Genomic DNA, 26,087 nt, shown 5'->3' with positions numbered 1-26,087 from the left:
TTTGCTTAGAAAGTTCAAGAATCAATCAATGAGAGTCCTTGTAGAAACTTTTTGGGGAGGGAGTGGAAAGGAAGTATCAAGGAATTTTCATACTGAAATTTAAGACAAGGAAATCCACAATCAACACAGGTAACGAATCAAAAAATGAACAAAAAAGGTTGGCGACAACAGCGTCATCACCAACCTTCTCAGTCGTTTCTAATGTTATTGCAAGCCTAAGCTACTCAATGCGTGTGATGAAACCGTATTTATCTGACTCAGCCTTAGTCACCCAGTGTTCGCCAGAAGCCGGAGCAGAATCTAAAGTGAAGATATAGAAATCGATTCCTGTATCTCCCATTACCTTTTTAAAGTAGGTCGCTTGCTTGCGATGACTTTCGTTCGTGTATGGGAAATCTTTGGCTGTTTTATCATCCTCAGCCCAACTATGCACACCAACCTGTTTATTAAGCTCAATAGCTTTGGAGGTATCTGCTCGTTGCAAAACTCGTGGGTTACCCGCAGCGAAAAGATCCGTGCCGCCAGAGAACACCGAGCCCGTAGGCGTTACGATCGTCGTCATGTTGTTACTGTGGATCATGCGCCCGGTGTACATATTGATATCATCGTCAGCGCTGCCACCAATATGGTTGGTAAACTTCAACGTCATCTCACTGCCTTGATACAATTTCACGATATCAAAAAGCTGAGAATAGGTTGATGCGCCTAGAGTGGAAGTAATGCGATCAACAGCGCCAGTCTCGTTGAGCACATCACGGTAAAAAGCGTTGAAAGCAAACGAGGTGGTTATCGTTACCTTGTTCCCACTTTTAGTGTTACTCAGAATGGTAGACCCAAGGCTAGTCACGTATTGAACCAGTTCATTGTGATACTCAAGCTCGACGGGCTTATGAGTATTCGTCGTCGTGTTAATTAACGTGGTGTCATTGCCGATTGAGCGTTGAGCCGCACCACAATCAAACACGTCCAAACCCTTGATCTCTGTGTAGATACCGCAGCTATCAAATCCTGCATCAGGGAGGTACAGATCCACACTTTGACCTAAACTATCCGCAAGCCTAACCACTTTTTGCTTATCACTAATATCTTCCGCAAACAGAACGATTTCATACTGCACACCGTTGTAATCAAGTTTTATGGATTCTTGGACCTCTTGTCGCTCTTTATACAACTCACCCAGTTTCGCTGATGAAAATACGTAATCCGCTTGAGGTTTTGCTTGCACTTTGGTGGCAGCTTTACCTGAGTTAGAGCTTGAATTACAGCCCGCTAACAGAATCAAAGGTAACGCCAGTAATGCATTTCTATAGTCGTTCATACCGTTATTCCCAAAATTTTTGATGAGAAAATTCTATTGTTTAGCGCTGAATTTATCTGTCGTGGAAATGTATGAGAATGTCGAGCCTATTTGAACGATGTTTTTTATTTTCCTATAAATGCCAATTCATCATTGAACTAACTTATAAAGTGTTTAATCATTCGCTTTAGGTATTTGGCGAAGCATCTGAACTTATATGCAATAGCGTATAATCGTAATGGTTCATCACGACGAAGACTCGCTCACCTAATCTCAATAAGTGAAACGCACGACAAGGCTGATAATGGAATGACAAAACCTAAAATGATCATCGTGGAAGACGATTTGAAACTTCAGAAAATGTTGCAGGACTACTTCGTCGCGCAAGATTTTGATGTCACGGTGTTGGACGATGGCAGTGATGCCGCGCAAACCATCCTTGCCGAACAGCCTGATATCGTGTTGTTGGATTTAATGCTCCCTGTAACCGATGGACTGACAATATGCCGACAGACGCGCACGCTCTTTAAAGGTAAGATTTTAATGCTCACCGCCAGTGATGATGATTTCGACCACGTTGCAGGCTTAGAGACAGGCGCTGATGACTATGTCACCAAGCCAATCAAACCAAGAGTTCTGCTGGCCAGAGTTCGTTCGCTATTACGCCGCCAAGAGGCCAATACGGCTTCAGTCGATGACTCAGACACCCTTCAGTTTGATCAACTGGTTCTGAAAAACACCTATAAGAAGTGTGAACTTTCAGGTGCCGTTTTATCACTAACTGACAGCGAGTTTGACCTATTGTGGTTATTAGCAAGTAACCCTGATACTCCGCTATCACGTGACTATTTGACACAAACGCTGCGTGGTATTGAGTACGACGGAATCGATCGAACGATTGATAATAAAATAGTGCGCCTAAGAAAGATTCTTGGCGACGACCACACTCCAGCAGAGAAAATTCAGACCATTCGCGGGAAGGGTTACTTATTTGTTTCGACCGCCTGGCGTTAACCTCGCTCAATACGAGCGTAATAAAAGAGAGCGATTATGCGACGTATCTTTTTGGAGTCCTTAATAGGGCTGTTAGTTTGCTTTATGGCCGGCCTTGTAGCCTACGAGATTAGCGTCTATCAGCTCAATACCGACTACGAATACGTACTGGAAGATTACGAAGCGGCTGCCCACCAGCAATTGATCGAGAACATCGCTAAAAATCAAGGCCTTGAAGCGGCTCATCAAGCGATAAACCAGTTTGTAGAAACCACACGAAATAAATTGGTTACATTCAGCCCAGACGATGAAATACCCAGCCCCGTTTCAGAGTTCTTCAGTACCAATCCGAATACCTTTATCTTTCACGATGATGAGCGTGACCTATGGTTTCGCTTAGCAAGCAGCGACAATACCTATCACTACCTTCCCAACAGTGAAGCGTTCGTTAGGCAAAAAATTGAGTTGGAGGATGACCTCATTTGGTTGTTCTTTTTAGCGAGCTTTATCTTATATGGGTTATGTCATCTATTTATTATCTTCCGCCGAGTTAAAAAGCTTGAGGCTGCCACTCTGCGTTTTGCGGAGGGCGATCTCTCGACACGAGCCGAGACTTCAAGTGGTATTGCGATTGGTTCACTGAACAAATCCTTCAACCTAATGGCCGACCGAATTCATCGCTTGGTAGAAAGTAATCGCTCACTCACTAATGCTGTCGCTCATGAACTGCGCACGCCAATATTCCGTATTCAGTGGCAAGCTGAAATGTTGAAAGACACCCAGCTAAACGCAGAGCAAGAAAGCACGATTGAGAGTATTGTCGAAGACACGGAAGAGATGGAAAAGATGGTCGATGAACTATTGTATTACGCCAAACTCGATAGCACTGACCTAGAAAACTTAAAAAAGCCATTAGAGATTCGAGACTTTCTCGACCACGCAATGGCGCGTTGGAACAAAGACACTCAGCTCAACATCGACCTATCGCTACCAGAGCAACCTAGCTCAATAATGGCGGATGAAACGCTATTTAACCGAGCACTAGATAACCTAGTGCGTAACGCAATGAAATTCGCACGTTCGCAAGTGTCGATTGAAGCAAGCGTGCATCAAGATAAGCTACAGATCGCGGTACATGATGATGGTGATGGCGTGGCACAAGAACATCAAGCTCGCCTGTTCGAACCCTTTTACGTTGGCGACAAAGCGCGTAACAAGGCCAAGAGCGGCCATGGTTTAGGGCTTTCTATCGTCGAAAAGATCTGTGCTCAACATAGCGCGACCGTAGAGGTTGGTCAGAGCCAAACCTTAAAGGGGGCGGTATTCACCATAACCATTCAGCTATGTAATGATTCAACTGACAAACCCATACAGTAACTACAAAACACCTCTGGAATAATGTTCAACATCGGTCGGGAGATGCTGTCTCCCAATGAACCTATTGAATCTAAATTCCAATCTTTCTTAAGGTGTTTGTATGAAAAAGTTATTAGTTGTTTTAGGCATTGTTTCTCTAGCGGGTTGTTCTGGTATCAGCCACAACGAAGAAGTGTACACAGCGCACGCAGAAAGCTTCAACATTGTCGGTTTCCAAGTGCCAGGTAACACTCAAGACCGCGCAATGGAATTAGTACCTGAAGGTGCAACGGTTGATACGATTCGCTCAACAAACTCTGATACGAGCTCTGTTCTGGGTATCATCAACCGTATTATCGGTATCGACTACGTACAAGTTGGCGGTAAAAAGCAGTAATTCGCTATAGTGACGTTAGCCACGTACCATAATTAAGTGTCGCAGTTGCCTACCTATATTCAGTAGCCTGCACAAACTAAGTTAATCTAAGCCAGTGACCCGTCGCTGGCTTTTTTCATCCAGCAGATTTTGTGCTCTGTGCCAAACAAGTGCCCGATTCCCCTTCCCTCTTTTAACTAACAATTCGAAAAATAAGCCGAAAAGTCTTCGATTTCTTATCAAAATTGCCCCTAAATTCGCTAAATGGCCTTCTGTTTAAAGTGACACTTTCAAATCGTTGATCCTTCTATCAACCCAGAATCCGTTAATTGAGGCACAGATCAATTTACTCGAAAATCTTAATTTCCAAGAGAAATAAACACTTAATAAAAGTGTCACGATTTTATAAATAAACATATAGGTGCGTTCAAAAATAAACAGAAATGATAACTATCTGTAAATACGAGAAATATAAGTTGCATGAATAAAAGAGATCATTGCCATGCTACTAATTAATCAGATCGAATGATGTAAATTCGCTGTGATTAATTTGTTACGTTTTCTTGGATTTTACATGGAAAGAGAAAACAACAATGAAAATAAGAAAACGTTTAGTTGCCGTTGCTATAGCCAGTGCTATGTCTTTGTCAGTGCATGCAAGTGAATCCGTTCAAATCGATCAACCGATCAACTTTACTAGCTTCTCTGGGTTAAACGCTCAGTTAGGAGTCAGTAACGCCTCTAGCTTCAAGATGGTGAAAGAAGTAAACCTGAAAAAGCGTGGTATCTATAAAGTTAAGATCCAGCAGAACATCTGGGGAACACCGGTATGGGGACATTACCTAAATGCCACCCAAAGTGTCCAAGGTGGCGCACTTAAGTCCGTTCAAGGTCGCTACCTTAAAACAACGACCTTAGAGCGATCTTTTGTTAAGCCATCAATCAACAGCGCTCAAGCGGTTGAACTCGCAAGTAAAGATCTAAAGACTCAAGGCTTAACCAGCAAATCTCTAGACAACGTTCAACATCAGCTATTTATCTATCAAGGCTCTGTGAAGCAAGGCATCGGACAGCAAAGCGTAGATAAAACACGACTAGTGTACGTTGTCTCTTACCTAGTAGAAGGCAGTGAACAGCCGACTCGACCGTTCACCATGCTAGATGCGCACACAGGCGAAGTCATCGACCGCTGGGAAGGTATTGCCCATGCTCAGATCGGTACTGGCCCTGGCGGCAACGAAAAAACCGGCATGTACGAATACGGCACCGACTACCACTACCTTGATGTTCAAGAAGTGGGCACAGAGTGTGTAATGGAGTCTGAAAATGTCGTTACCGTTGACCTTAATGGCGCGACCGACGGCGACACCACTTACAGCTATGAATGTCCTCGTAACGAATATAAAGCCGTGAACGGCGCATTCTCACCACTCAACGATGCCCATTACTTTGGCAACATCGTGTTCGATATGTATAAAAACTGGTTCGACACAGCGCCACTCTCCTTCAAGCTCATGATGCGTGTTCACTACGGTGAAAACTACGAGAATGCATTTTGGGACGGCAGAGCCATGACCTTTGGTGATGGGGAGAGCTTCTTTTACCCGCTTGTTAGCCTAGATGTATCAGCCCATGAAGTGAGCCACGGTTTCACTGAGCAAAACTCAGGTTTGATCTACGCAAACCAATCGGGCGGTATGAACGAAGCCTTCTCTGACATGGCCGGTGAAGCCGCAGAATACTATATGAAAGGCACCAACGACTGGATGGTCGGACGCAATATCTTTAAAGGCGAAGGTGCGCTGCGTTACATGGACGATCCATCACGCGATGGCTCTTCAATCAACAACGCATCCGAGTACTACGATGGCTTAAACGTGCACTACAGCTCTGGCGTGTTCAACAAGGCGTTCTACCATCTTGCAACCACACAAGGTTGGGACACCAAAAAAGCGTTCGAACTGTTCGTGCTAGCCAACCAGATCTACTGGTCTGAAAACAGTGACTTCTGGCAAGGTGCATGTGGCGTGAAAAACTCAGCAACCGACCTTGGCTACAATGCCGATGACGTTGTTTCTGCGTTCGGTCTGGTGGGTGTTACCCCATGTGCAGAGCCACCACTGCCGCCAGAACCGGAATATCAACGCCTTGAAAACGGTGTTGAAGCTGCGGTTGCTGGTGAAACCGGCTCAAAAACTTACTTCGATATCGAAGTACCAGCAGGCCAAGACAAGCTAACGATTGATCTTGCTGTGTCTACTGGTGATCCGGATATGTATGTTGGTCTAGATTATGCGCCAAGCTCTCAAGAGAATATCTGTAAGAGTGAAAGCGTAACCGATGAAGTATGTGTAATTGAAAACCCAACAGCTGGTCGCTACACGGTGAACATTCTGGGTTACTCAGATTACGCAGGTGCAAATCTGAAAGCGTCGTACGAATCAGGCAGCGCTAACGTGCCGCCCGTCTCTTCTTTCGAACACACGGTCGTAGGCAAAGAAGTAGAGCTGCGTAGCACAAGTTCGGACAGCGATGGCCAGATCGTCTCTTACCAATGGAACCTAGGCGATGGCAACACGCAAACAGGTGAAGTGACTCGTTATACCTACGCTGAAGCTGGTGACTACGTGGTAACGCTAACCGTGACTGACGATGCAGGCGTTGCAACATCAACAAGCAAGTCGATCACGATTGAAGGTGGCTCTGCGGAAGGCTTCCCACTAAAACTGAAGTTTGGTAACAAAAACCCGAACGGCAAAGCTCGCGTTAAGCTGGCATGGGATTACGACACCAACGACTACTTCGTGATTAAGCGCAATGGCAAGAATGTTGGTGCAACAGACTTCAACTCATACGTCGACAAGTTCCGTCATAACGGAACAGTAGATGTGGAGTACCAAGTGTGTACCTCAAGCGATATCTGTTCAGAAACCAAGCATTACCGTTTCATTAAAACTCAATAATCGAAAGTAGATGCAGGGCTCCTTATAGGAGCCCTTTTCGCTATTTGGCTAATGAGCTATTTAGCGAATGAAACGTCTACATGAAAAACCTACGCATTACACAAAAATCGAACCCATCAACATAACAATACTCACCATAAAAAGGACGACAAATGGCTATTCAAAAAAGCATGCTAGCTTTAGCTGTGCTCGGGGGATCGTTAACCCTAATCAACAGTACTGCGGCTTACGCATCCCTAGGTATCACACCACCAGCGAACGAAGAGGTTTGGATCACCACCGATGCTGACGCACAGCATATAATGGCTCAGCATGGCGCAACGGTTTATCCAAGCGTGACCGGAAACAAGCATTCCATCGTCGCGAAAATCAATCAGAAAGAGCTGGCGAAGCTCTCCAGCCACATGCACGAAGAAACTCACCGTTGTGGTGGCTACATGGTGCACGAAGACAAAGCAAGCGCACTCAAAGCCGCAGCAATGCCACTGACAATGAGCACCTTCGAAAAGCCGGTGATCAGCCATCAAGATACGGTGAACGATCTACTCGCTCAGGTCGAGCCGAACAACATGGTCACGACCATTGAAAATCTAACCAACTTCACCAACCGTTTTTATACTACTTCTACTGGTGTCGCTGCTTCAGATTGGCTTTTAGAACGTTGGGAAACCGAGATTAAAGATGTGCCGTATGCGTCTGCACGCCAGATCACGCATGCCGAGTATCCGCAAAAATCCGTTGAAGTGACATTGCTTGGCGCTAAATACCCTGAAGAGATCGTCGTGGTTGGTGGACACCTTGATTCAACCGTTGGATCTTGGACAAGCGAAGGCACCATCTCACCGGGAGCCGATGATGATGCGTCTGGCATTGCAACGGTAACAGAGTCGCTTCGCCTGATGATCGCCAGTGGCATTCAACCAGACAAAACCATTAAGTTCTATGGTTATGCTGCTGAAGAAGTAGGGCTACGTGGCTCACAAGATGTCGCCAACGCTTTAAGAGATGAGCAAGCCAACGTTTTGTCCGTATTGCAATTAGACATGACCAACTACAACGGTTCTGCGCACGATATCACCTTCATCACGGACTACACCGACAGCAACCTCACCGCCTACTTAAGCGAGCTAATCGACACTTACGCGAGCGACATCAGTTACGGTTTTGATGATTGTGGCTATGCCTGTTCTGACCACGCCTCTTGGCACAATGTTGGCTACCCAGCAGCCATGCCATTCGAGAGCATGTTCAATGACTACAACCCAAATATTCATACTCAGCACGACACGCTTGAGAACTCCGATCCAACAGCGACACATGCGACCAAGTTCGCCAAACTGGCCATTGCTTACCTTGTCGAAACCAGCCTTGATTCGCCAGTTGCAGGCCCTAAAGAGCTGCAAAATGACGAGCCTGTTGAAGGACTTACTGCAGGGTATGGTGAAGAGCAGTTCTTCACATTTACGACGGAAAGTGCAGGTCAGTTAACGGTAACATTAACAGGCCCTCGTAGTGGCGATGCCGATCTTTACGTGAAACACAATGGTACCGTATCGAAAGCGAGCTACGATTGCCGTCCATACCAGAACAGCAGCAACGAACAGTGTGTATTGAACAAGCCTGCGGGGGAATTCAACATCATGGTGCGTGGTTATCGTAACTTTAACGATGTCACCATCGTCGCTAACTTCGTTCCTGATTGGCTTTAAGGTTGGTTAATTGACTAACAATTAAACCTAGCAAACACGGCTAAAACTAAAAATCCGCAAGCCCACGATCATAAATAGATTGGAGCTTGCGGATTTTTTATTGTCTTCGGAGAGCATCTCAACTTAATAACCTTTAGTTATCATCAAGCCGTCTTTTTCATTACCTTGCCACAGATGTACTCACCAATCGGCATTGCAGAGGTCGCAGCCGGTGATGGCGCGTTACATACATGTAAGCTTCTTGGGCTTTCGGCAAACAGGAAATCATGGACCAAGGTGCCATCCTTCAGTACCGCTTGAGCACGAATCCCAGCAGGATAAGGCTTAAAATCATCAACCGTAATACTCGGGCAATATTTGTTCACTAGCTTTAGATATCCCGGTTTCCACCACGAGTTCTTAAACTCGACCAAACCCGTTTTCAAGTGATTCGCAGTCACTTTCCAAAAACCCACAAAGCTCAGCATCTGCCAAGTGTCCTTGAAGCTAAAGTTAAGCTTGCCATAACCTTCTCGCTTCCAGCCTTGAACTGCATTTGGCCCTACTGTTACGGAGCCATCAATCATGCGTGTTAAATGCACGCCCAAGAAAGGCAGTTCTGGGTCAGGGATCGGATAGATAAGATGATTCACCACTTGGTTGTGCTTAGCGTCTAACTGATAATACTCACCGCGATAAGGCACGATTTGGAAGTCGGTTTCGATGTCTAACATCTTGGTCATTCTATCGGCCATCAAGCCAGAACACGTAATCAAGAATCGACTGTTCAGTTGAAGAGTCTGACCATCTACTTTGCACGTTAACTGCACTTCATCTTCTTGCTCATCGGCCATGATCACTTCCGTACCAAGGCTGAGCTTACCACCCGCCTCAACAAACTCTTGAGCCATCACTTCGGTGACTTTTTTGTAGTCGACGATACTGGTGGTTTTGACATAAATCGCACCCAAACCCGTGATATTTGGCTCGGCAAGTTTGAGCTGAGCTTGATCCAACAAATCAACATCAATATCGTTATCGTGGCAACGCTGATAGAGCGCATTCATTCGCTCCACTTCTTGCTCATTGGTCGCGACCAACAACTTACCGCAGTTTTCGACGGGGATATCGTGTTGGCTACAAAAGGCGATGGTGCGCTCTACGCCGCGTTTACAAAAATCCGCCTTTAAACTGCCCGGAGCGTAGTAAACACCAGCATGAATCACCCCGCTATTATGGCCAGTTTGGTGCTGCGCGAAACCACGTTCCTTCTCGACTAAAAGGATACTTTTATCAAGGTGAGCTTGCTGTAATTGCCAAGCCGTCGACACGCCAACAATGCCGCCACCAACGATAATATAGTCGTATATTGAGTTCATAATATTCCTACATTCAATCCTTTTAATTATAGGGAAGACGCGACAGTGTTAGACCCGATTTGAGGTAACTTTTTTTCCTCACTTTCTGATTCCATTTTCACTTGATTAGCATCGTATTTACGACCGCTGTAGATAAATATGCCAACAAAAATGGCAACACATACCAAACGGATCACGACTGAAACATCAGGCCATACTAGAGCTATACCTACCGCAACCAACGCTACTCGAGTAATAATATTAACTTCGCTCTCTAGATAACCTTCAATCGCCGCGATAAACGCGTAAGTACCAATAACAGCAAAGCCACCCGTGACTAACACGGAGATCACATCCCAACTTACCAAGTTAGTGTAGGCAATCAACAATGGTACTAAATACAAGCCTTTGGCTATCTTCCATGCCATTAATCCCGTTCTCATCGGGGGTGTTTTAGCAATGGTTGCAGCCGCAAATGCAGTTAAACAAACAGGCGGAGTCACGTTGCTGTCTTGCGATAGCCAGAAAATGATCAAGTGGGCAGAAAGCAGTGCAAGGCTGATCGCTTCTAAGCCAAGGCTCTGTTCAAGCAGAGTTTCCACAAAATCAGCAGGGACTAACGCAATCATCTCTTTGGCTGTTTCAAGTGCCATTGGCGCGTTCAGCAAATCAAGCTTATCTGGCGCAGCCAACATGAAGATAGCTTTCGCCTGTTCCGGTAACTGTCCCGAAACCAACAGGTCGAGCAACTGACTTTCAGCAATCAGTTTATACAAAGCTGGTGCAGACAGAGTACCCAACACGATATAAGCCGCGGTTACTGGTAACCCCATGCCCAGAATCAAAGACGCCAGTGCAATTAAGGCGATCATCACCAACAAATCGCCGTTCGCCCAGCTATTGATCATCAACGAGAAGGTGTTACCAATACCAGTCGTGCTGATCACGTTGATCACCAGACCAATGCCCACTAGCAACACAGCCGTGGTCGCCATGTTTTTTGCGCCTTGAGAAAGCGCTTCGATGATCGCCTTTGGACCCATTTTGTGATTTTTAGAGAACCATGAAGCCACCACGACAGACAGAATCGAGATGCCCGCAGCGTAAGTCGGCGTAAAGCCCTTCACCAACAGAGTCACTAACACCGCTAATGGGATCAGGTTGTGCCAACCCGACAGCAATACTTTCAATAGAGGCTCACAGCCAGAAGTCACCTTTTGCACACCACTGCGTTTTGCTTCGATGCGCACGAAGAATGCCACAGACAAAAAGTAGATAAGCGCAGGAACGAAGGAAACCGCAATAATATCGACATAAGGAATTTGCGTGTAAGAGGCCATGATGAACGCGCCCGCACCCATCACAGGTGGCATCAGCTGCCCGCCAGTAGATGCAGCCGCTTCAACACCTGCCGCGAAGCGCGAAGGGAAACCTGCCTTTTGCATCAAGGGAATACTGATCACGCCCGTCGATACTGTGTTTGCTACGCTCGACCCGGAGACTGAGCCCATCAAGCCGGAGCCAATAACGGCAATGAAACCAGGGCCACCAATCACTTTGCCCGCCGCGGCACGGGATACATCAATAATGTAGTCGCCGACACCAGATCGAACTAAAAATGCGCCAAATAAGATGAACATGAACACGAAGGTCCAACTGATTCTTGAGATCGAACCAAACATCCCTTCTGATGAATAAAAGCTTCGATAAAGTAACGTCTCAAGGCTTAAACCCGGAAAATGAAAAATACCGCTGGTCCATTGTCCCCAAAGCACTACATAGCTTAAACACACTAAGATAAGCACTGGAATGAACCAGCCCATAGTGCGTCTAATCAGCTCGATGACGATGGCAATCGCCAAGATAGAGAAAAACCAATCACTGGCGATAAATTTTACGCCTCGGTCATAAAGGGCGTCTTCTGCGAAGGGGATATAGATAAGACAAGCCAGAGCCGCCAAGGCAATTCCGATGTCGACAGCCAGCGCTATCTTGCTATTTTTCAGCGAGATATGAGCGGGATACCAGAGTGCACAAATGATCGCAAAGCCAGCGAAGTGGGTCGCCGAGATCCAAAGCTCAGGCAAGGTAGATAAGGTGTTAAACCAAATGTGTAACAACGAGAGGAGCACTCCCATTGTCGTTATTGCTTTGCCCACCCACGGAAAATCCGTTCGGGTCGGCAGTTCAAATTTTTTCAGTTCCTGCTGCAGCGAATCGCTCATAGAAAACTCCTGCTCTCCGCAGCAAACACGAAGAGAAAATCCATAAAGTGAGGAGGTGCACGAACACATTCTTGAGCGAACGTGCACCAAGCAATTAAGTCACGAAGGGGTTAGTTGATGACAAACAGCTAGTTCGCGACAAATCATTAGCTCACGAACCAATAGTTACCTGACAAAAGATAAGCTAGTTAACGATCAACTCAGAAGGGATCTCGATGCCCATCTCTCGATAATAACGTGCAGCGCCTGGGTGAAGAGGAACAGGCAGACCTGCGATCCCTTTCTCAAGTGCCATTGCTTTGGTTGCTTTATGGATACCTTGTAGGAAAGGTAGGTTTTCATAGATAGCTTTGGTCAGTTGATACACATCTTCTTCAGAAATGTCTTCACGAACCGCTAGGAAGTTAGGTTGGGCAATCGTAGTAATTGGTTTATCGACACCTGGATAAGTGTTTGCTGGGATCTCATACTTGGTCCAAATATTGTAATCACCATTCGCTTGTTTGATTTGTGCATCGGTAAACGACAAGATTTGAATATCTTCACCCAGTGCTGCAAAGGCTTGCGTCACCGCACCAACAGGAACACCAGCAGGCGTGTTCATACCATCAATTGTGCCATTTTGTAATGCGCTCGCACTGCCACCATAACCCATAAAGGCGAGTTTAAATTGTTCTGGGTCCACGGATAAGCCTTGCATGATTTGACGACCTGAGTTTTCAGTCCCAGAGTTCTTCTTACCGATAGAGAATTTCTTACCGTTTAGGTTCTCTAGATCGCTTACCGTACCTGTTTTTGCTAGATCTGAACGCACAATAAAGTGTTCTACGTTTTGCCATAACATGGAAACTGAACGCAGTTGAGTTTGTCTGCCAGATTTCTCATATGGCCCCAAACCCTGCCAAGCCCAAGCACCATACAAACCTTGTAGAATAGCGAACTGAGCTTCGTTCTCGTTCAACAACTTTACGTTCTCACCCGAGCCCGCAGAGCTGATAGCCGCTAAAGAAAAGTGCTGCTTAGGCGCAAGCTTAACTTTACTCAATGTCGCTAAGGCCACACCTACCGGATAGTAAGTACCACCCGTTGAGGCCGTCGCTAAAATATAGCTGCGATCTTCTTCAGCTGACGCATGACTGATAAGGCCAAGAGAAGCCATTGCTATCGCTAAAGTTTTAACTAGCTTGTTGTATTTCATTGTTACTCTCCATGTAGGGTTATTCACGTTATATTTTTGTTAACAACAATCACTAGATAGCAAGCACAATGCCAGTTTTTAACCATTTGTTTTAATTTACTTTTATTTTAAAACCTATTTAAAATAAGCCGTTTTTTGCTTATTCCCCTGTTATTAAGTAAGCCATTTTTGGCTTATCGGCTACCGGAATTAACACCTGTAGATCGGGAAGCAAGTCACACCATGTTGCAGTTGTGTGATCAATGTATGTAAATTAATAAATATGCAATGAGCCATTTATTGCTCATTAAAAATCAACAAGCACTGCGATGAAGCCGCTCTCTAAGGGTCAACATAGTCACTTCGATTTAACCCATAACGCACCATCTTTTGGTTCAATGTTCGACGAGGTAAATCCAAATCTTGCATCACGTCATTGATACGCCCTTTATAACGAACTAAGGCATCATGAATCACTTTCCTTTCAAAGCTCTGTACTTGAACCGCCAAAGGGATGCCCGCCGTTGTGGACTCTGTGACAGAATTGGGACGACACGCCAAAATATCCCCAACGGTCAAGCTTTCATCCAATGCAAAACGAATCGCAACATTACGCAGTTCACGCACATTGCCCGGCCACGCATACGAGAGCAGTGCATAGCGATCAGCCTCACTGGCTATACGTGTTTCGGAATTGGCTTCTTGGGTGAAGTGTTCAAACAAAAGTAAGGCATCTTCTTCACGCTCACTGAGTGGAGGCAAATGCAGCTGGGCAACATTCAAACGATAGAATAGATCTTGGCGAAAGTCGGGGTGATTCAGTAGATCGCTTTTCGAGGCAGAGACCACTCGTAGATCAACATGTTGTTGCTGATTCCCCCCCACGCGTTCGACGACATTATCTTGCAAGGTGCGCAGCACTTTTACCTGCATCGACAGCGGCATACTCTCTATTTCATCAAGGAACACTGTGCCTTTGTCGGCAAATTCCAGCTTACCAATGCGTCGTTTGGCCGCACCAGTAAACGCTCCGGCTTCGTGTCCAAACAGCTCGCTTTCAAAGAGATTTTCTGGGATTGCGCCACAGTTGAGCGGAACAAACGGATGGGTTTTACGTTGGCTGAATTCATGTAAGCAAGAGGCGACCAGCTCTTTACCACAACCCGTTTCACCATAGATGATCACGTTGGTGTCTATGGAAGCGACTTTCTGGATTTGCTCGCGCAGTTCACACATCACTTTACTGCGACCGATCAGCACCTGTTCAATGCCCTTAAGGTTATCCAGATAGTTCTGACGACTGTTTCTGTCTTGGCCACTTTGATGTTTATCTACCGCTTCCGATACCGTTTGAGACAGACGCTCTGGGTCGAATGGCTTCTCAATGAAGTCATAGGCACCTTGCTGTAAGGCTTTCACCGCCATATCGACATCACCATGCCCAGTAATCAAAATAACAGGCACATCTGGCACAAGACCTTTGAAACGCCCTAGCAGATCAACACCATCAATATCAGGTAAACGAACATCGGTGATAATGGTTTGAAAATCACCCTGCTCTACGGCGTTTAACGCATCTTGTCCTACTTCAAATGCGGTGACATCGAAGCCAGCCAGCTGCAACCATTGGCTGGTTGCTTGACGCACAATCGCGTCATCTTCAATTAAAGCAATACGCTGCATAGTTTGGTTCCGCCACTCTACATCTGATTAATATCGTCCACGGTATGTAAAAAAACCTCAGACGAAAAGGAGCTAGCTCCCACTTTGAATAACACTCCTTTAACAGTTTAATAATGTTTGTTAGCTTCGATTTGTCTCACTCTCCATTCGCTTAAAAAGCAAACATATAACCTTGTCAAACCACTAGCTCAAAGAGGCAAGCCACTAATTTTAAAGGGATTTGATCAGCAATGATGAATAACAATCGATATTGGTTATTCCTGTGTACCTGTTTATTGATTGGTTTGGTGCAGGTCACCACCAAGAATGGCATCAGCCAGTGGAAGCTTGAACAAGCCCAACGCTATGCCGAACAGCGCTTCCTTGGCTACATTGCCGAAGCAAGGCGAACCCTTAAGCGTTTCTATTATCTGCCCTACCTAGTAACCAATGATGAAACCAGTGTGCGCTTCATTGATGGTGAAGCCCGCCTAGAAAAACGCATTAAGAAGCAGCTGATTCAATTGGATAAAGCCGCCAACACCAAGGGCTGGTATCTGCTTTCTGGCGAAGGGGACTTGTTGGTATCGAGTGTTGAAAGAAGCAAACTGAGCAATAAGAACGCCAGTACAATTGTTTCGAAGATCCACCAACAAGGTGGTGCGATTTCAGTGGTGACAAAAAACAAAGGCGTGACACCCGATTACTTCATAGCGGCACCCGTATATCGAGCCTCTGATGTGGTTGGCATTGTCGCGGTGCAAATCGATTTGTCATTGTTAACCGATCAATGGTTTGCCGATGGTGAGGCGATACTGTTTCAGAACCCTCGCGATCAGTTCTTTCTCTCCAGTGACAACAGGTTGAGTGCCGATTGGTTCAATGACACCTTCAATTCTCAGCCCACAGCGACAAAACGTGAGCTGTATGACCAAACCCATATTCGCGTGTGGCGATTGCAAGATAAAGATTACCTAATTCAGTCCATCAAGTTAGACGATCTGAATTGGCGTTTAACCTACCTAACGCCATTAACCAGCCTCAACCAGACCACGAACTGGATCAGCTGGAGTGTGGCGGTTGGCTGTCTTTTCATTCTGTTACTGTTGGTTATTCTTTACCAAAGACGCCAGAAAAAGCTCAGCAATCTGAGAATCCAAAAGCTTATCGAAGAGTCTGAGAAACGACTGTCTGGGATGATCAATAAAACCCATGTTGGGTTAATACTGATCGATAAACACGGACGCATTCACGATATCAACCTGATGGCGAAGAACTACTTTTCACTATCTGATTCAATGATCAATAACATCAAGGCGTGGCAGTTATTTGAGGCAGGTAACCCGAATTCAACCACCTTGCAACTGCTCAAAAACTTAGAGCAGCATCAAGAGCTGGCCGAGATAACTAGCGTCGAAACCATGGCAAGACGCAGCGATGGCAGCTACTTCCCAGTCTTGTTCTCTATTAGCGCCTTTCCTTGGCATGCGACGACTTACTACCTGTGTACCGTAATCGATATCAGCAAACGTAAGAAAGCCGAAATTGCGGTGCAAAACGCCAATAAAACGCTACAACTGCGGGTCGAAGAGCGAACTCAAGATCTAAAAGATGCGCAGCAAGAACTTGTCGAATCTAGCAAACTGGCTGCACTAGGGCGGATGTCGAGTGCGATTACTCATGAACTCAATCAGCCGCTTACTGGCCTAAAAACCCTACTTTCGAGTAACCAGTTGCTGATGGAAAGAGGCGAGACTAAGATGCTGAAAGCGAACATGGATCTGGTGATGAGCCTAATCGACCGAATGGCTAACATGACTAGCCAGCTGAAGTCATTCGCCTTTCAAAGGCTTGAGAAACCTTATCCTGTTTCCCTAACAGACGCACTGCAAGAAACCCTGCGTATTCATCAAACCGAGCTAGACAGCGTCGATATTCGTGTGCGTATCGCTTCCAATATTTCGATGGTAATGGGAGAAGAAGCACGACTTCGCCAAGTGCTTGGTAACCTGCTTAGAAACGCCATCGATGCTACTCAGAATCAAACACCCGCGACCATTGTTATCAGTGCACATACCGATCAACAACGTGTGATCATCAAGGTGCAAGATAATGGCTGCGGTGTATCAGAAGACCAACTCGAAACCATTTTCGAACCGTTTCATACCAACAAAAAAATGGGCGAAGGTTTGGGGCTGGGGTTAGCTATTACAGCCAACAATGTACGGGATATGCAAGGCACCTTGATAGCAAAGAACAACCCAGACCAAGGCATGACATTCACATTAACGCTGAAGAATATAGATAGTGAGTAGTTACTAATAAGACTCAAAAATTACGATAATTGACTCGTATATATTTTAGCTTATTAAGAGAGTACATCTTGGTAGGTATTCGTGTCTGACGCATGAACCGGTTGAGCAAACAGTGACTAAAGTATCAACGAAACAATCAAGCAAGAACCTAGACATCAACCGCACTCTGTTCAAAGGGCAAGACGTTGAAACCGCAGCCAGCTGGCTACATAACACCAGACAAATCATTGCTGTCGGTATCGGTGGCGGTTCGACAATCGCCTCTCAAGAGCCGTAACACCGACTGTTTCGATTAATCTAACCAACCGAGGCTAAGATAAACTCGACTCGTACCTCAACAGATAGCTTAGGCACTTCCACCAGCTGATAACCAAACTGATTATAGGCTGTCACCATCTTTTCATAGGTGGCGATCGCTTCATCAAAATCTTGCTTGCGCTCTTGGTCATTGATGAAAATCGAATCCCATGGCGGGAAGATAAATACCTTGCTGTTGTATTCCAGTTCATTACAGTTATTCAGCAAAGACTCTGAAATAGGCAACGTTTCTAACAAGCTGTAACCGTATGAATCTACGATGCTTCTATCAAAGAAAACGAGTTGCTCACTTTCCTCAAACGCTTGGTAATTCGCTAACTCCTCTCGCACCATTTCGTCACGAAAAGTCACTTTATCTAACCACGGCAAGGCTCTACCTTGTTGCTCGACTTGTTGCTGAATCACTTTACGTCCAACTTCTGGTGCGCAGCGATAGCCCAGACTTTTCAAAGCATCGATGACTGAGGTTTTTCCAGATCCCGGCCCTCCGGTAAATACGATTAGATTGTTCAAATAAACCTCTTCAAAATGGAAAGTTAACGAATCGGACCTAAACGAAACCCAAGTTAACGAATCAAGGATAGAATGAGCTTAAATTCTGGTGCGCGGCAATCTTTCACTAGCTCGTATAAGCTCATTTCTAATCCCGTAATTTGGACACCAGCGTCCTGTAATCGGCTGATAGCCAACTTCTTATTCAATGCTGTCCGTGAACCAATACAGTCGCCAACTACCTGAACCCTGTACCCAAGCTCCAACAAACCCAATGCGGTTTGATAAACACAAATATGAGCCTCAATCCCACACCAACCAAGTCTCTACATCCTTGGTTTGAACCGCCTCAACAAACTTGGGCTCATCACACGCGTTAAACGTGAATTTAGGTATTGGTTTAGCATCACTCAAAAGGTCATTGAGTTCATCAACCGTCGCACCTAGCTTCTCTGGATTCTGCTCCAAACGAATAATTGGCAGACCCAAAACCTGTGCGCCCTTAATCAACTTTCCACAGTTAGAAATAAGTGTCTCACTCTCATCAACAAGGCGTGCAAGCTTACCTTGCACGTCCACAACCACCAAACATGTATTTTGTTTCATTAGCATGTGTATTCCTTGTTTTTGGCAGCCTAACTCACTAAGCAACCGGATGAGCATTTTATCTACTATGTAACGATTTAGCTTACAAAGCCATACAGTAATACGTATAAGACTACGGAATAATGCTCACCAACGGTCGAAAGGCCGACAACAAAAATAATTGATACTGCATGACATTAAAGAGTGAGTAAGAACAATGAACAAATTCGCGAAATCAGCATTAGCACTGGGTTTAATCGGCGCGGTTTCTCTTCCTGCATTAGCAGCAGGCACTGACGGTGGTGCGTACATCGGTGGCGGTCTTGGTGTGTACCAAGATTCTGATACAGACGGTCAAGGCAACCTAGACTCAGACGGCATGGGTTACAACCTATACGGCGGCTACCAGTTCAACCGTATCGTAGGTGTTGAGCTTGGCTACAACGACTACGCAGACTACAAAAAAGGTACAGAAAAAATGTCTCCAACGTCTGTTTCTGTATCAGCAAACCTAGGTTACACGTTCGACAACACGATTCGTCCGTTCGTATTGGCTGGTTTAAGCTCTGTTGACCTACACGCAAATAAGAGCGCTGGTTACGATGATGACAGCGGTACCGGTTTCCACTTTGGTGTTGGTGTTGAATACACGCCAATCGAACATCTAACACTACGCCTAATCTCACAAGCAGACGCAGTGAGTGTTGAGAACGACTACGGCTTTAAGAAAGAAGACAAAACACTTGCCTTCAACAGCATTAGCTTCGGTGGTTCTTACAACTTCTAATGTGATTGAACCACATAGAATAAGCTGAACATACTAATTCACTTTGCTGTTCCACCTTGTCATGAAGGTCACTCAGTAAAGTGAATTTTTTGTTTCTACACGCACTATCGCGTCATTTCACTTTAGCCGGTTTATCGCTCACCATTACTTACTGAGCTTTATGCGTTGATATTAGAGCTTTCTTGGTAGCGAGACTAAAATAAAGGGATAAGAGACGCAGGAAAACAAGACCTATGAATCTACCAAGCTTTAACATGTCGATAAACAAGCTGCCTTTTGTGTTGGCCGTGTATTATCTGCTTGTCGTCAATCTACCTCTCTCCCAAGAACTGTTTAGTATTGTTCAGGCATCGAAGTCTGAAAGCGTTGCGTTTCTTATCTCCATTCCTATCTTCTTCCTTGCTGCCTTTAATTTAATCTTCCAAGTCTTCAACTGGCCTATTTTCTCTAAGCCGTTTTTCATCTTATTGCTGATCACCTCAACCTTAGTCAGCTACAGCATGTTCAACTACGGCATTTTTGTAGACTATGGAATGATAGAAAACGTCTTCGAAACCAACAGCGGAGAGGCTGCTAGCTACCTAAGCAGCTATTCTATTTTATGGTTTGTTCTGATGGGAGGAGTCCCGTCACTGCTGCTTTTATTTACGGATCTTGAAAGAGAATCTTGGAAAGATTTTGCTATTGGGAAGGCGATTGGATTGCTCTCTTCGTTGATCGTCATTGCCATCATTGCCGGGTTGTTTTACAAAGATTATGTGTCGATTGGTCGTAATAACTCTCATCTTAAAAAGATGATCATTCCGACCGAATACGTAGCATCAACAGTCAAATACATCAATAACACCTACATCAAACAGCCCATCCCCTATCAAGAATTGGGATTAGATGCTCAACTCAAGCCACAAGCAAAAGCGGCAACCAAACCGACCTTATTGGTGTTTGTTCTTGGTGAAACAGCACGTGTATATAACTACCAATATTATGGCTATGAGAAAGAAACCAATGCTCATACCAAACCCTATAATCCGATCTTTTTCTCTGATGTTCAGTCATGCGGAACAGCCACTGCGGTTTCTGTGCCGTGTATGTTTTCTAACATGAACCGCAGCAACTACGATCGCGACAAAGCCTACAACCAAGATAACGTGGTCGACATTATGAACCGCGCGGGCATTCACTCTATCTGGCGAGAGCACGATGGTGGAGACAAGGCGGTCGCACATCGAATCAAAGAGATGACTCTCGTCGCCAAAGACAGCGACCCGCTGTGTAATAAAGATGTGTGCTATGACACAGCCATGCTAGAGAACTTAGAACAAGATACTCAAGATCTTAAACAAGATAGCATCATTTTCTATCATATCTCCGGATCTCACGGCCCAACTTACTTTGAGCGATACCCAGAAGATCATAAGAAGTTTGTGCCAGACTGCCCACGTTCTGATATCGAAAACTGCACCAAAGAGCAAGTGGTCAACACCTACGACAACACCATCTTGTACACAGATTTCTTTCTATCACAGGCTATTCAGAAACTAGAGAAACTCACCGATAAGTACAATGTCGCGCTGATGTACATTTCCGATCACGGAGAATCATTGGGAGAAAATGGCATCTACTTACACGGCATGCCTTATTCATTGGCACCGAAAGAGCAAACCCATGTGCCTATGATCCTATGGATGTCTGATGGTTTCGCCGAGCAGAAAGGGATAAACCAGACCTGCTTAAGAAAGGCAGGCAAAGAACAGAGCTTCTCCCAAGATAATCTGTTCGACTCCTTACTTGGCTTGATGGATGTACAAACCAAAGAATATCGAGAGAACCAAGACATTTTTTCTGCGTGTCGGTAGTGCTTTTGCTTATGTAAACCATCGGAAAACTCGAGTTGCCTGAACAAGCTCTCCTCAACTTCTCCTAAAAAGAAAAGACCTCGGTCTTTTCTTTTTTTTCGTCGCTAACATGGAGCCAGAGTGCTAATTTATAACGATGAAACAATGAGCTACATTTAATAGACACAATAATGGAAGAGTCCGGCGTGCTCCAAAGACCAACTAGTCTTATTAGACTTTATCTCACTCACATCGCTCATTGAACTTACCACGATTAAGCTCAGTTCAATACGGCACCTGAATGGCGCCGCAATATCAATGTTTACGTCATATCATTAAGGACAAATGAATGGACGCTTTCATAATTTCAAGCTGGCAATTTTCTGAGGGTGTGGCACATGAACACACCACCAGCCCAGCCTCATTCGAGCAATCAACTTGGTATCACTGCCAAAGAGATGCTGACGGTTTGAGAGAATGGCTCCACAGTAATACGGTTCCAAATGCCATCATCGATTCATTACTCACCGATGACACCCGTCCTCGGTTCGAACAGTTTGGCCACGACTGTTTTTTGATGATTCTGCGAGGTATTAATCTAAACGAAGGTGCTAACCCTGACGACATGCTTAGCCTACGCATCTTATGGTACAAAGGCACTTTAATATCGACACGCAAAGTTCCTTCAAAAGCGGTCAGTAATCTGATATCTGATCTCAAACAAAACCAAGGCCCGACATCATTACCTGATGTATTACTGGGCATGATACGTGGAATCAACCACAGTATTTCAACCTTCCTAGTACCCGTCGAACTCTTAATTGACGAGTTAGAATCTACATCCAATATCGACATAAGAACCATTAACGCTCTGCATTCAAGGCTACTTAGACTAAGGCGCTATTTGAAGCCACAGAAATACGTTTTTGAGGATTTAATGAGTGACCTGCCTGCACCATTGAGTAAGCACAACAGTCATATAAAGAACAGCCTTGATACCATCCTGAGAATTAATGAGTCTGTTGAGTTTTACATCGAACAAATTAATGTATTTTTAGCGAGCCTAAGTCAGCAACAAGCTGAAAAAATGAATAGAAATACGTACCTATTTTCTATCATTGCAGGTATTTTCCTCCCTGCTGGGTTTTTCACCGGTTTACTGGGGGTCAATATCGCTGGGATACCCGGAACAGATAACCCAATAGCATTCCCACTATTTTGCGTTGGGCTGCTCGTGGTCATAGCGGCAGAGGTCATTATTTTGAAAAAATTGAGGTTTATTTAATGGTTGAGTTTTTGCAATCCAATATGTGGCTTAAACAAGTGGGTTTAGGTTTACTTCTTATCACTGTTTATTGGGTGATAAAACGCTTGGGGAAAAACTGGATAGAAACATTAGCGGAAAATAAGCGCGTCGAATTGAAGCGAAAGCAGTTCGTGATTAAGTGTTTCAATATCGTTCTGTTTCTACTCTTCATCGCTGTGTTTACGATTGTTCTTAACTTGGGTTTTGGTGATATTTCGCTGTTTTTATCATCCATATTTGCGGTGCTGGGTGTCGCTTTATTCGCGCAATGGTCGATTCTAAGTAACCTCACAGCCAGTGTACTAATATTTTTCGTATTCCCTTATCGCATTGGCGACAGAGTAAGAGTCGCGGAGAAAGACGAAGACATCAGCGGTGTGATCATCGATATCACCATGTTCCATGTTATTCTTCGACACAGTTCGGGCAACATTATCACCTACCCTAATAACCTGATCCTACAAAAAGGCGTGATAAAGGTATTAGTTGATCCTGAGTTAAAGAGTGAAACTGTCGATACAAAACTCATCAAAGCTGAAGACTCAGATAAGTAATGCGCCCTCTTTCAATTAACATAAGCTCTCCTGTTAATACTTACACGCCTTTCAAAACTGTCGTTTTTATTCAATATCAATCTAGAGTACTCACCTACAATTGCTGCTATTGAAACGTGGCTTGGCTAATCAATTTATCTCATCGTCCGTTGACGCACCTGAGAACAAGATGACAACCACGCACTCTACCGAATCGAAACAACAGGAATTAACGCGATGTTAGACATCAAAAAAATCTCAGTACTTAGCGACTTAAGCGAACTTAAAACGGCTTACTTTGCTGAATCTACAGCTCCACTCGATGGCATGTGGCATTTTGGCTTTGTACCTATGTCTGACCATTACGGCTTTTACGAAGATGACAAACTTGTGGGGTATTGCGTATTGAACGGAGAAGGTTACTTACTTCAATTCTACCTAGCACCAACAGCCAACACCAATATAGAAGACTTGTTTACCTTAATCGTAGAAAACAACAGCTCTGTGATTGGTGAAGTGAAAGGCGCATTCGTAAGCACGGCAGAACCACAATACTTGTCACTATGCATGGATAACACCCATTCATTTAAGGTGAACTCCTTGATGTATTGCCAAGACCAAGAAGCTAACTCTAGTCGTAATTCAGGTCGTATTGAAGACATCGAGATGACTCTCGCGACGCAAGAACAACTCGATCAATTAGTCGAATTTGCTTCATCAACGATTGGTGCGCCAAAAGAGTGGTTAACCGGCTACTACGGCAATTTGATTGCCCGCCAAGAGTTATGGGGCTACTGGGAAAATGGCAGCGTTCTCGCAGCCGGTGAGTGCCGTAAGTTCGATGAGCATCAAACACAGTTTGCCGACCTGGGTATGATTGTCGCTCAACAAGAGCGCGGAAAAGGGTTAGCAACGCGTGTTCTTAACTTTCTAAAGCAGCACGCTAACCAGCAAGATTTGGAAGTTATCTGTTCAACAGAAAATAGCAATATTGGCGCGCAAAAAGCTATCACACGCGCTGGCTTGTCATCAAAGCATCGCATCTTACAGTTTGATTTTCGCTAGTTGAAAACTCAGCTTTACCTCGCACTGAGCATGCGCACTCAGTGTGAAGTGAAGCTAAGATGCCAAGCGCAAGCACTTAGTATGGATAAAACTGTCACAGACAACGATATCCACATATAGTGGTAAAGTACTCATCAGAAATAGAAGTTCGAATGATCAATTGGTTACAGTCGCCAAAATCCCCTGAAATCGCTCAGTTCATTGATTGCTACTGGCTTATCGAGAAAACGCCCGATGCCCAAACTCATCAGTTTCCGATACTCAACCCTGACCCTTCAGCGCATTTAATCCTGTCCCCCTGCGATCAGCCGTATCACTACACAATAGAGCAGCAAGTCGAGCAAGGGGTTGGCAGCCACCTGTTGCTGCCCCATCACAAAGCCATTGAACTTGATCACTCGAAGCCGTTTATTCACTTGGGCATCAAGTTCCACGTTGGTGCTTTGTATTCGTTAGTCACCCCTGATTGCCCGCACCCAAGCCTAGATCGCGTCAATACCATCGACCTTGCAGATTTACTAAACAACTCTGATGTCGATACGATGTCACTGATTAAGCTTGCTCAAACCGACTTTGAAGCTTGTTGCCAGAAGCTGGATGATTTACTACTTCCATGGTTATCGACCGGTAAAACAGATAGACACAGTGAAATCACTCACAAAGTGTTGGGTGTACTTGATTCGACGCCGATTGCAGAGCTTAGCGACAAGCTGTTTTGCTCGCAAAGAACATTAGAGAGAAGCTTCAACAAGGTAACAGGGCTGACATTAAAACAGTGCCAATCGATGAACAAACTCGAAGCTATGTTGGAATACTTGTATAAGAGAAATTTGGATGACATCGACTGGATGGACGTCGCCTTTCAATTTGGGTTTAGTGACCAACCGCACCTAATTCGTTACCTCAAGAAAACCATTGGCCTAACACCCAATACTTATGCCAAACAAGGGGGATTAACTATAGACGTTTATGGCGGGGTCAGGTCAGAATAACGAACTGCCACTACGACACTCTCTGTCTATTGTGTCCCATTCACAGCAAGTTTTGTTGAGTTTAGAATTGCGACTAAATATACTGGGGACATCATCAGACGGAGGACAAAAATGAATAATAAAAACAAACATATAGTTTTAATTCATGGTCTATATATGCCTGCGTTGATCATGCTATATCTGGATAGAAACTTCAAAAAACGCGGCTTTACAACGCACAAGTTTGCCTACAACTCGCTGCGTTTCCCTTCTGCAGCCAAACGCCTCAATCGCTTCGTAAATGCTCGCTTTAATGAGTACGATGAGGTCTATTTCTTTGGTCACTCACTCGGTGGCTTGCTGATTCGCCACTACTTTAAGTTCTACCAACCCGACTTTGCAGACACCTGCATTATTACCGCAGGTACGCCGCACAATGGGGCAACCATAGCCAAAACGCTTTCGAATCATGGTCTTGGCTTTATCTTTGGCTCGAGCAAGATGATCTTAAGTGATGGCTTGGGTGATTATGATATTGATGTGCCGATTGGCGTGATTACCGGCACCTATGACGCTGGTGTAGGGCGCATTGTATTGGGCAGAAACCCAGGTGATGGCACGGTGACGCTTGAAGACGCGAACCTGCGAGGCGCAACAGACACCTGCGCCCTCAAGCTCAACCACACGGCGCTTGTCTACTCCAAAGAAGTCGTAACACTGTCGGCTCAGTTCATCGAACACAGAGCTTTTAAGGACGCTTCATAGCTTATTTCCATTAGCTTTTG

The 26,087-nt window shown here is 45.0% G+C and carries 20 protein-coding genes and 1 pseudogene; 14 read left to right on the top strand and 7 right to left on the bottom strand.

Going from position 1 to position 26,087, the window contains the following annotated elements; genetic code table 11:
- Positions 1 to 220: 220 nt before the first annotated feature.
- Complete coding sequence (locus AB4138_RS18660; protein WP_372307242.1) at positions 221 to 1,318, bottom strand: alpha/beta hydrolase; 1,098 nt, start codon at positions 1,316 to 1,318, stop codon at positions 221 to 223.
- 288 nt (positions 1,319 to 1,606) lie between these two features.
- On the opposite strand from AB4138_RS18660, the gene AB4138_RS18655 reads away from it, so the two are divergent.
- From AB4138_RS18655 to AB4138_RS18635, 5 genes are all read left to right on the top strand, one after another.
- On the top strand, positions 1,607 to 2,311 hold the full coding sequence (locus AB4138_RS18655) for a response regulator (protein ID WP_372307239.1): 705 nt from the start codon (positions 1,607 to 1,609) through the stop codon (positions 2,309 to 2,311).
- A 36-nt stretch (positions 2,312 to 2,347) separates the two neighbouring features.
- The gene (locus AB4138_RS18650; protein WP_372307236.1) at positions 2,348 to 3,667 is read left to right on the top strand and encodes a sensor histidine kinase; all 1,320 of its coding nucleotides are present in this window, start codon (positions 2,348 to 2,350) and stop codon (positions 3,665 to 3,667) included.
- Positions 3,668 to 3,767: 100 nt separating this feature from the next.
- Positions 3,768 to 4,043 (top strand): hypothetical protein, encoded by a 276-nt coding sequence (locus tag AB4138_RS18645; RefSeq protein WP_017065177.1) that lies wholly within the window; start codon positions 3,768 to 3,770, stop codon positions 4,041 to 4,043.
- 572 nt (positions 4,044 to 4,615) lie between these two features.
- The gene (locus AB4138_RS18640) at positions 4,616 to 6,985 is read left to right on the top strand and encodes a M4 family metallopeptidase (protein WP_372307233.1); all 2,370 of its coding nucleotides are present in this window, start codon (positions 4,616 to 4,618) and stop codon (positions 6,983 to 6,985) included.
- A gap of 152 nt (positions 6,986 to 7,137) precedes the next feature.
- Positions 7,138 to 8,694, top strand: a complete 1,557-nt coding sequence (locus AB4138_RS18635; RefSeq protein WP_372307230.1) for a M28 family metallopeptidase — start codon at positions 7,138 to 7,140, stop codon at positions 8,692 to 8,694.
- A 143-nt stretch (positions 8,695 to 8,837) separates the two neighbouring features.
- Here AB4138_RS18635 and lhgO read toward each other — a convergent pair whose 3' ends face one another.
- From lhgO to AB4138_RS18615, 4 genes are all read right to left on the bottom strand, one after another.
- Positions 8,838 to 10,052 carry an L-2-hydroxyglutarate oxidase gene (gene lhgO / locus AB4138_RS18630; RefSeq protein ID WP_372129503.1) on the bottom strand — a complete coding sequence of 405 codons (1,215 nt, stop codon included), beginning with the start codon at positions 10,050 to 10,052 and terminating at the stop codon, positions 8,838 to 8,840.
- A gap of 26 nt (positions 10,053 to 10,078) precedes the next feature.
- A complete protein-coding gene (locus tag AB4138_RS18625) occupies positions 10,079 to 12,256 on the bottom strand; it encodes a TRAP transporter permease (protein ID WP_372307226.1) in 2,178 nt (725 codons plus the stop codon).
- A gap of 184 nt (positions 12,257 to 12,440) precedes the next feature.
- Positions 12,441 to 13,454 carry a TAXI family TRAP transporter solute-binding subunit gene (locus AB4138_RS18620; RefSeq protein WP_108117226.1) on the bottom strand — a complete coding sequence of 338 codons (1,014 nt, stop codon included), beginning with the start codon at positions 13,452 to 13,454 and terminating at the stop codon, positions 12,441 to 12,443.
- A 321-nt stretch (positions 13,455 to 13,775) separates the two neighbouring features.
- Complete coding sequence (locus tag AB4138_RS18615) at positions 13,776 to 15,116, bottom strand: sigma-54 dependent transcriptional regulator (protein ID WP_102321268.1); 1,341 nt, start codon at positions 15,114 to 15,116, stop codon at positions 13,776 to 13,778.
- Between the two features lie 230 nt (positions 15,117 to 15,346).
- Between AB4138_RS18615 and AB4138_RS18610 the strand changes: the two genes are divergently transcribed.
- Positions 15,347 to 17,410, top strand: a complete 2,064-nt coding sequence (locus AB4138_RS18610; RefSeq protein ID WP_136975820.1) for an ATP-binding protein — start codon at positions 15,347 to 15,349, stop codon at positions 17,408 to 17,410.
- A gap of 112 nt (positions 17,411 to 17,522) precedes the next feature.
- Positions 17,523 to 17,687, top strand: coding sequence for a hypothetical protein (locus AB4138_RS18605; protein ID WP_016785428.1), 165 nt, complete (start codon positions 17,523 to 17,525; stop codon positions 17,685 to 17,687).
- 20 nt (positions 17,688 to 17,707) lie between these two features.
- On the opposite strand, the gene AB4138_RS18600 is transcribed toward AB4138_RS18605, so the two are convergent.
- Positions 17,708 to 18,241: an AAA family ATPase gene (locus AB4138_RS18600; RefSeq protein ID WP_016785429.1), complete on the bottom strand. Its 534-nt coding sequence runs from the start codon at positions 18,239 to 18,241 to the stop codon at positions 17,708 to 17,710.
- 53 nt (positions 18,242 to 18,294) lie between these two features.
- Positions 18,295 to 18,832: pseudogene (locus AB4138_RS18595) on the bottom strand (hydrolase).
- A gap of 190 nt (positions 18,833 to 19,022) precedes the next feature.
- On the opposite strand from AB4138_RS18595, the gene AB4138_RS18590 reads away from it, so the two are divergent.
- From AB4138_RS18590 to AB4138_RS18560, 7 genes are all read left to right on the top strand, one after another.
- The gene (locus AB4138_RS18590) at positions 19,023 to 19,592 is read left to right on the top strand and encodes a porin family protein (protein WP_017070155.1); all 570 of its coding nucleotides are present in this window, start codon (positions 19,023 to 19,025) and stop codon (positions 19,590 to 19,592) included.
- 233 nt (positions 19,593 to 19,825) lie between these two features.
- The gene (locus tag AB4138_RS18585) at positions 19,826 to 21,448 is read left to right on the top strand and encodes a phosphoethanolamine transferase (RefSeq protein ID WP_372307223.1); all 1,623 of its coding nucleotides are present in this window, start codon (positions 19,826 to 19,828) and stop codon (positions 21,446 to 21,448) included.
- Between the two features lie 328 nt (positions 21,449 to 21,776).
- A complete protein-coding gene (locus AB4138_RS18580; protein WP_108091433.1) occupies positions 21,777 to 22,712 on the top strand; it encodes a CorA family divalent cation transporter in 936 nt (311 codons plus the stop codon).
- Positions 22,712 to 23,287, top strand: coding sequence for a mechanosensitive ion channel family protein (locus AB4138_RS18575; protein WP_372304495.1), 576 nt, complete (start codon positions 22,712 to 22,714; stop codon positions 23,285 to 23,287). The genes AB4138_RS18580 and AB4138_RS18575 overlap by 1 nt, the downstream gene beginning before the upstream one ends.
- A gap of 216 nt (positions 23,288 to 23,503) precedes the next feature.
- The gene (locus AB4138_RS18570; protein ID WP_065584472.1) at positions 23,504 to 24,331 is read left to right on the top strand and encodes a GNAT family N-acetyltransferase; all 828 of its coding nucleotides are present in this window, start codon (positions 23,504 to 23,506) and stop codon (positions 24,329 to 24,331) included.
- A gap of 152 nt (positions 24,332 to 24,483) precedes the next feature.
- Positions 24,484 to 25,323, top strand: a complete 840-nt coding sequence (locus AB4138_RS18565) for an AraC family transcriptional regulator (protein ID WP_017062012.1) — start codon at positions 24,484 to 24,486, stop codon at positions 25,321 to 25,323.
- A 111-nt stretch (positions 25,324 to 25,434) separates the two neighbouring features.
- On the top strand, positions 25,435 to 26,067 hold the full coding sequence (locus tag AB4138_RS18560) for an esterase/lipase family protein (RefSeq protein WP_372307220.1): 633 nt from the start codon (positions 25,435 to 25,437) through the stop codon (positions 26,065 to 26,067).
- Positions 26,068 to 26,087 lie beyond the last annotated feature (20 nt).

Origin of the sequence: Vibrio sp. 10N.286.52.C3, from assembly GCF_041468865.1 — a bacterium.
Classification (GTDB): domain Bacteria; phylum Pseudomonadota; class Gammaproteobacteria; order Enterobacterales; family Vibrionaceae; genus Vibrio; species Vibrio crassostreae_C.
This window is presented reverse-complemented; position numbering and strand designations above follow the sequence as displayed.